Source organism: Desulfosarcina sp., assembly GCF_041551955.1.
GTDB lineage: Bacteria > Desulfobacterota > Desulfobacteria > Desulfobacterales > Desulfosarcinaceae > Desulfosarcina.
This window is the reverse complement of record NZ_JBFELV010000230.1, coordinates 1-7,915: the sequence shown is the minus strand read 5'-3', so window position 1 is coordinate 7,915 and position 7,915 is coordinate 1. Positions and strand designations below refer to the sequence as shown.

The 7,915-nt window shown below is 54.7% G+C and carries 6 protein-coding genes; all 6 read right to left on the bottom strand.

The features are described from left to right. Nucleotides 1-281: 281 nt before the first annotated feature. The 6 genes from ABYV26_RS16130 to ABYV26_RS16105 all read right to left on the bottom strand — a co-directional run bounded on the left by ABYV26_RS16130 (nt 282) and on the right by ABYV26_RS16105 (nt 7,025). Nucleotides 282-443, bottom strand: coding sequence for a hypothetical protein (locus ABYV26_RS16130; protein ID WP_372682381.1), 162 nt, complete (start codon nt 441-443; stop codon nt 282-284). A gap of 162 nt (nt 444-605) precedes the next feature. Further along, nucleotides 606-917 (bottom strand): hypothetical protein, encoded by a 312-nt coding sequence (locus ABYV26_RS16125; protein ID WP_372682380.1) that lies wholly within the window; start codon nt 915-917, stop codon nt 606-608. A 409-nt stretch (nt 918-1,326) separates the two neighbouring features. Beyond that, nucleotides 1,327-1,989 carry a methyltransferase gene (locus ABYV26_RS16120; protein WP_372682379.1) on the bottom strand — a complete coding sequence of 221 codons (663 nt, stop codon included), beginning with the start codon at nt 1,987-1,989 and terminating at the stop codon, nt 1,327-1,329. Further along, nucleotides 1,986-5,174, bottom strand: coding sequence for an efflux RND transporter permease subunit (locus ABYV26_RS16115; protein WP_372682378.1), 3,189 nt, complete (start codon nt 5,172-5,174; stop codon nt 1,986-1,988). The genes ABYV26_RS16120 and ABYV26_RS16115 overlap by 4 nt, the downstream gene beginning before the upstream one ends. Nucleotides 5,175-5,264: 90 nt before the next feature. Then, nucleotides 5,265-5,636: a four helix bundle protein gene (locus ABYV26_RS16110; protein ID WP_372682377.1), complete on the bottom strand. Its 372-nt coding sequence runs from the start codon at nt 5,634-5,636 to the stop codon at nt 5,265-5,267. Between the two features lie 108 nt (nt 5,637-5,744). After that, the gene (locus ABYV26_RS16105) at nt 5,745-7,025 is read right to left on the bottom strand and encodes an efflux RND transporter periplasmic adaptor subunit (protein WP_372682376.1); all 1,281 of its coding nucleotides are present in this window, start codon (nt 7,023-7,025) and stop codon (nt 5,745-5,747) included. Between the last annotated feature and the right edge of the window lie 890 nt (nt 7,026-7,915).

The following is a 7,915-nucleotide window of genomic DNA, read 5'->3' as shown; positions in this document are numbered from 1 at the left end:
GAGATGTCCTCTTTTTTGTCATCCCCGCGAAGGCGGGGATCTATAAGTTTCAGACAGTTATGGACAGCGCTGAAAAAGCTTCACTACGTGCCCCGCCTTCGCGGGAGTGACACCACTTGTGACTTTTTACGGAACCATCAACATTTAACGCCCCACCTCCCGGTTGAATGATGGACGGCGCTCAAGATCAGCCGTTGATATCCTGAGGCTGAATGCCAATTTTACGTTACCCGGGAAATTTAAAGCGGATGGCAGGGTAATGCAAGTTCCGGTGGGACTGGTCAGTCATCGTCAAGGTTGGCCCCCTCCTCCCAAGAACCTTCCCGGAAATAGCGGACGGCGGCCCAACCATTTATCCCTTTGTATTCGATGCGGCACCATCGCGGGCGTTCTTGCCTGACTTTTTCTTTTTGCACTTCCGACAGGGTGGTGAATTCATTCAATGCCAGTCCACCGGTAGATTAAAACTACCAAGCTGCACAGGTGCTTTTGCATGCTCTTCGTCTCGTCACCCATTTCTGCGCAAGGGCAGCCATGGAAGGGGATGGTGGAGAAACACGATCAACCGTGATCGTTACCAATCGACCTTCATCGGGAAAGGTGAATCAGTTTGGGTTCTTAAAATGCGAGGTGGCTTTATCGAATGCCGTGGCAAGCGATTTCCAGGCATCCTCAGCCCCATCTTTGAGGTCATCCCAGGCGTTTTCACTGGCCACTTCCAGTTCAATTATCTTGGTTTTCATGTCGGTGCGGAGCTGCTGCAAGGCCTCGCGTTTCTTTTCAAATTTCTTCATGGCATCGGCGCTTTCATGCTGAGCCCTGGCCTCCAGCTTGTTGCGCTCGATATTCCAGCGATAGTTCAGGTCGTCGTACTTTTTCTTCAATTGATCCAAGAATTCTTCTTTCTTGCTGCCCATAATTACCCCCTTTGTTAATGTCCCGCATGAAAAATAGCCGTCACATATCATAAGGTTAATAAAACACAGGCATTTTGCCAAGTCCTTTTGGGTTGAAAACTTCTTCAACCGTTGTGCGTCTGGGTATCAGAAAGCACATCTACCCCAATGTTGCATAAACAGTATGGATAAAGATAGCAAAATACAAGGTATCATAATGAATATAAACATGTTTCTACCATTTTCTGGATGTCACCAACGGTGAATTCCAAGAATAGCTCAGTTTTTCTCATTGTGTTTACCTTCCAGGAAAGCGGGAGGGCTTCAGATCCCGTGTTGTCAAGGGATCGCGGTAGTCGATTACAGCTTCACCCTTGACGCCTTGGCTCTGAAGCCCTCCAGCTTTTGCAACGTTGGGGTCTACCCAAAGTCATCCGTTCTCAGGCTGCCCCATCAACAGCCGATTTTTGGGTGTGATCTCCGCGGGTATCCGTCGCGTTAATACCTGATACCCCGACGCGCGCAGCCTCGCCGCCCGCATGACGTCAACGGCCATGGGCCCGTCCAGCCAGCCATCCAGGCCGCCGGTGCTACAGCGCTCAAGATCGTGGCAGCAGGGCAGCACCGCCACCCGGGCGCCGGCTTCGACGGCTTTTTCCAGCACGGTATCTGTCAGGTGACCGCAGGCATGGACTGACAGGATCAAGTCCGATGACGAGAACTCGACCGTTTCGATATCGGCTTGCACCAAGCGAACCCGTTGCCGAAGCCGGGGCCATGATTCGATCAATGCTTCGGACAGTCGGTTGGCATTTTCAGGCAAATGGCGATCAACGGCAAGGGCTTCGGGAGAAGTATCGTCTAGGAGGAGCATGATATGGGCCAGGAGGCCATGGCCGCAGGCCAGATCAACCACCCGTCCGCCACGGAATTTTCTTCTCACCCGCCTGGCCATCTCCCATGCCTCGAAGAGCTCCTTGCCGGGCAGCGTTCCAACCCGGCAAACGGATCGGCCAATTTTCTCGAACAAGGTGTTGCCGGGAAACCAGTCCAATTGTTTGACGGTCAGTCGACTCTTTGTGGATCGGTTCATGAGGCCTCCAGGTCCTTGTCGGCCGCATCTGCCGGTTGAGCCATTCCCAACCGCCTTTTGACTGAACGGACCACATCGTCCACAATCAGGTAGAGCGCCGGCACATAGAGCAGGGTCAACAAGGTGGCGGCCAACAGGCCGAAGCTGATGCTCACCGCCATGGGGATTAAAAACTGGGCTTGAAAGCTGCGTTCCAGGAGAAGCGGGAAAAGGTCGGCAACGGTGGTCACCGAGGTGAGCAGCACCGGTCGGAAGCGCGATCGCCCGGATTCCATGACCGCCTCAACCACCGACATGCCATTGCGGTGGGCCCGATTGGTGAAATCGATGAGAATCAGCGAATCGTTAACCACGATGCCGGACAAGGCCACGATGCCGAAAATACTGATCATGGTGAAAGCCAGCCCCATCAACAGGTGGCCAACGATGGCCCCGATCAGCCCGAAGGGAATGGCCATCATGATGATCACCGGTTGAACGTATGACCGGAACTGGGTGGCCAACAGGAGAAAGATGGCCATGAGGGCAAGGGTGAAACCTTTCTTCAGGCTCTGAAGGGACTCCTGGGTCCGTTTCTCCTGACCTTCCAGATCGTAGCGCAGTCCCGGATATCGCTTTAGCAGCCGGGGAAGAAAATCCGCTTTGAGATTGGTGACGACCGTGCTGGCGTTGCCGATTTCCTCATCGATGTCGCTGCTCACCGTAATCACCCGCTTGCGATCCACCCGTCGGATCAGGGAATAAGCGCGCGAGCTGGCGGTCTCGGCGATCTCGCTGAGCGGAATCTGTCGACCGTCCGACGTGCGGATGCGGGCCTGCTCGATGGCATAGAGTGAGCGACGATCCTTTTCCGCATAGCGAACCTGCACCTTGACATCATCTTTGCCGCGCTGGATACGCAGGGCCTCTTCACCGTAAAACCCCTGCCGCAGCTGCCGGGCGATATCGCTCATGGTCACACCGATGCTCTGGGCACCGTCTCTGATCCGGAAACGCCGTTCCGGCTTGCCCGGTTTGAAATCATCGACAATGTCATAGGTTCCCGGGTAGGTTCCCAACTCCTCCTTGAGTTCCGCCGCTGCCTGCTCGATCTGCCCGAAATCATCGCCGATGAGTTGGATTTCGATGGGACTGCCCGCCGGCCCCCCTTCGATGGTGAAAAAGGAGAGGCGATCCAAACCCGGTATTTCTCCGGCAAGAGTGCGCCACTGGTTGATCACCGTGTTGACCGACAGCCTCGGCCGATCGGCCGATGAAATCATCTCGATCCACACCTCGCCACAGTGGCCGCCGATCTGCTGGGGTTTCCAGTCCCTCCGGGGAATGAACCCGGTCAGAGAGTAGGTGTTGGTAATCAGGGTATTGCCCTCGCCCACCTGCCCGGCGAAGGCTCGGTTGAGTTTAAAGGCCTGCTGTTCCAGGTAAGTGATGGTTTGCGCGGTGGTCTCCACTGGGGTTCCCAGCGGGTAGTCGACCTCGGCAATCACCCAGTCGCTGTCGCCCTTGGGCATGAATATGAAGGGCACATAGCCGCCACGCAGAATACCGAGGCTGATGATCAGCACCCCGAGACCGATGGAAAAGGTGAAATAACGGTTTTCCACCACGTAGTGCAAGGTCGGGGTGTAGATGCGTTCAATGGTGAACTGGAGGCCCTTTTCGATGCGCTGCCTGACCCGCTCATGGATCGCCCGGCCGATTTTTTCACTGGCCCGCCGACTCCTGAGCAGGGCCCCTTCCAGGTGCGCCGGGAGAATGATCAGGGCTTCCCCCAACGAAACGATCAGGATGGCGATCACCGCCCGGGGCATGACGCTGATAAATTTACCCATGATGCCGGAGATGAACATCAGCGGCGTGAAGGCCACAACCGTCGTGGTCACGGCCATGAGTACCGGTCCGCCGACTTCTCCCATGCCGTCGACCACGGCGCGGTCCGATGATTTTCCCTGTCCGTAGTGGGTAAAGATATTTTCGCCCACGATAATGGCGTCGTCTACCAGGATGCCCAGGGTCATGATGAAGGCGAACAGGGAGATCATGTTGATGGTCTCCCCGTTATAGTCCAGGACCATGAATGCCCCCATAAAAGATATGGGAATCCCCACGGACACCCAGAAAGCCAGGCGAAGGTTGAGAAACAGGGCCAGGACGATAAAAACGAGAATGATGCCCTGCAACCCGTTGCGCAGCAACAGGTCGATACGGTCCCGCACCATGGTTGACAGATCGAACCAGGTGGCCAGCTGAATACCGGCAGGCATACGATCCTTATTCTCCGCCACGTATTGCTGCACCGTATCGGAGATGGCGATCACATCTTCCTGGCTGGTGCGGTTGACTTGAACCAGTGCCGCAGGCTTGCCGTTGAAGTGGGCTTTGATGTCCGTATCCTCGAACCCGTCAACCACCGCAGCCACCTGTCCCAGCCGAACCACGGTGCCGGCTGCATCGGTGATCAACGGCAGATCCTCGAACTCCCTGCCGGTGTACAGCTGTCCTTTGGCCCGAACGATGATCTCGCCGTGGTCGGTCTTGATGGTTCCGCCGGGCAGATCGAGGCTGCCGCTTCTCAGGGCTTGGACCACCTGATCGAAACGCAGATCGTATCGCCGCAGGTTCTCCTCGGACACCTCCACCGCAATTTCGTAATCCCGCACCCCCACCAGGGTGGCCAGCGAAATAGGGCCGCTATCCACCAGGTCATCCCGGATGCGGTCCGCCGTCCGGCGAAGCAGTTTCTCGGACACATCCCCATAAACCGCTACGGTTATGGCCGGGTTCCGGTTGATGATCTCGGTGATGATCGGATCTTCGGCCTCAACCGGAAAGGTATCGATGAGATCCACCTCGTTTTTGATGTCATCCATGACCTTCTGGACATCGGCCCCCTTGTCCAGTTCCACGGTGACCGACCCCAGGCCTTCACGGGATGAAGAGTATGTCCGCGAAATGTTCTCGATGCCCTTGATCTTTTCCTCGATCTTGATGCAGATCCCCTCCTCCACCTCTGCCGGACTGGCACCGGGATAGACCACGGAGACGTTGATCATGTCCAGGGCGAACTGCGGGAACATCTCCCGTCGCATGTTCATGACCGTCAGCAGACCCGCCACGATGATGAACATCATGATCAGGTTCACCGCGACACGGTTATTGACGGACCATTGGGCAAGTGACTTCATTGATTATCGTTTCACGATAATGATTAAGGAATTGGGGAATTGAGGGATTGCGGAACCAATCCAATCATTATTCTTTTTTCACTTCTCAGTTCATTCGGAACGATGGGATCGAAGATAGCGTCGAAATCCTTTAATCTGTTTTCTGCAACTGGAGGCCATATGATAAACGGTGTTAAATTGCTCTTGGCTGATATAACCACAATCCAATGCCCGATAGAGCTGCGACTGAATTTCGCCTGTCGATCGTTGGGCGTACCCGAGAAACCTGACAAATTCATTGGTTGAGCCGTCATCGAAACCTTCAGCAATATTGTCCATCACGGATCCGGCCGCCCTCCAGATCTGATCTTTGAAGCTATAATCCCCGCTCAACGCATTTAGATGTATCAAATCAAAGACCATTCTGGACAATTCGCGAGCATCCTGCCAGCAAGGTAGTTCCTCGAAACGGGTATACTTCATTTCGCGATCCTAAATTTTTCCAATTCCCTCAATCCCTCAATCCCTCAATCCCTCAATCCCTCAATCCCTCAATCCCTCAATCCCTCAATCCCTCAATCCCTCAATCCCTCAATCCCTCGATCCCTCAATCCGTATCCTCATCCCCGGCACAACCCCGGAAAGCGGGGTGGTGACCACGAGGTCCCCGTCGGAGAGGCCGTGGCTGATCAGCACGGATTTTTTGAAGCGGCGCAGGATGGTCACCGGCTGGACATTGAGTTGATCGTCGGCGGCGAGATAAACCGTGTCACCGTCATGGACCAGGTGCCGGGGCAGGCGGTGGACGTTCTCAACCCGGCGGCCCTGGATTCTAACGGTAACGAACATCCCCGGTTTCAAGCGGTCGGCGGCGTGGGTTATTGAATCACCAGCGGTTGGTTCGTCCACCTCGATCACCACAGGCAGGGTCCGGGTGGTTTGATCCAGAGCGGCTTTGATCCTTGCCAGGCGGCCATGCCACAACTTTGGCGTTGAGGTCTCCATGAACAGCACTTCCACCGGCAGCCCCAGTTCGGATCCACCGTCATCGGGAAACCAGGCCAAGTCGGCCATCGGGATCTTGACTTCAATGTCAAAGGCACCAGTGCGGTAAATGCTGCCCACCGCTTGGCCGACCGCAAGATGTTGACCGGTTTCCACCGCCTTTTCCATCACCCAGGCATCGAAGGGGGTATCGATCTGGCAGCGCTCCAAATCCAGGACCGCCTGTTCCATGGCCACCTTGGCCATCTCCAGCTGGCTCTCCAGCCGAATCCGGTCAGGACCGGTGACGGCCAGTTGATTCTCTAAAGATTGAAGGCGTTCACGGCTGGTGAGCAGCTGGCGATCGGCTTTGTCCAGCACACTCTGGGAGGTCATGTTCTTGCCGGCCAGGTTTTTGAATCGATTGGCCTCCGCCAGGGCCAGAGCCACGTCCGATCGGGCCAGTTTGAGGCTGGCGTTGAGATTGACAATGTCCTGCGCCAGGCGATCCAGTTCGGCCTGGGCTTGCCGGATGCCCACGTTGGCCCGCCGCACCGCCAGCTCATAATCCCTCGTATCGATAGTCAACAGCACCTCACCGGATTTCACGCTCCCGCCTTCGATGAAGGCTGGATGGGTGGCCACCACCTGCCCGCGCACCTCCGCCACCAGTTTCAGAAACTCCCGGGGGGCAACCGTTCCGTAGGCCTCGACAATCATGGGAAGGGTTTGTGAACGCGTACGGACCACCTCCACCATTCGCCCGTCTGACGTACGCGCCTGCTTTTCGGCGCGGGGCCGCAATTGCACCAGTGCGACCGCAATGACCACCGCGATCAGCAGGACGACGGCAACACGAACGGTTTTAAACAGCACCCCTTTTTTCATCGGGTTAGGCCCTTATCGTTTTCGCATCCGAACAACTATTCCGAAAGGAATCGGTGGGAGCTGGTACCGGAAATACAAAGTCGATCCGGCACTTGGATCAACCTATCGAATAAACGGTTGGTTTTCAACGTCTTTTTGGTAGCCATGGAGATGCCATGGGCGGTGGTCAGAGGTCAAAAAAAGGTTTGTTTGTATATTGTACAGGTCGTTGCCCGCTTCAAATAGCGCACCTTTTCAGATTCTGTGCCGATCGGTCCTAAAAGAAAAAAACAGCACTGAAAAATTTCTGAAGCATTTTGCGGCAAGGTGGTCAACCGCGCTCAAATCAGCGGAATAGCGGTTATCCTCGACATATTTGCGAAGCTCAGCCGTACCGAGCTGGCCAATACCATTTGTGAGCCGTTATCATGGGTTACGGGGTCAATTCGGTTGAAACCTCTCTAATTATATAAATTATGAAAGATACGTGGGATTATCGTACGGCACGGGACGACTGAGCACCCATGGCCTCCGGCCAGCAGATATCGACTGTCAACCCAGCGCAAGCAGTTGCGTAAAGGCCGCGATTCCGATAGGGTTCTAAACGCGCATAGAGTAACTATTGCGCTTGGCTTGCGGTCTTTAAATTCAACTCAACATTCTAATTTTCTATGTAAAAACTTAACTTTCGAACCGTAACTGACTTCACCTTGCGAGCACGAATAATGCTTGTAAATACGCCGTTAAATCTGGGTCACAAATCATAATTACCTCTAAAAAGTTTTGGACATTCTCGTAGGCGATTTGTATATTACGTGATCTTTGCCAACAGGGCCAGATAATTTGGTGAAACAAAAACACCTGTTAAAAACGTCTGTTTGAAATCACGGCAAAGCCGAACAACCTGACCT

Coding starts and splice junctions, on each gene's coding strand:
- ABYV26_RS16125 (WP_372682380.1), bottom strand. CDS start 917: ATGGGCAGCAAGAAAGAAGAATTCTTGGATCAATTGAAGAAAAAGTAC.
- ABYV26_RS16120 (WP_372682379.1), bottom strand. CDS start 1,989: ATGAACCGATCCACAAAGAGTCGACTGACCGTCAAACAATTGGACTGG.
- ABYV26_RS16115 (WP_372682378.1), bottom strand. CDS start 5,174: ATGAAGTCACTTGCCCAATGGTCCGTCAATAACCGTGTCGCGGTGAAC.
- ABYV26_RS16110 (WP_372682377.1), bottom strand. CDS start 5,636: ATGAAGTATACCCGTTTCGAGGAACTACCTTGCTGGCAGGATGCTCGC.
- ABYV26_RS16105 (WP_372682376.1), bottom strand. CDS start 7,025: ATGAAAAAAGGGGTGCTGTTTAAAACCGTTCGTGTTGCCGTCGTCCTG.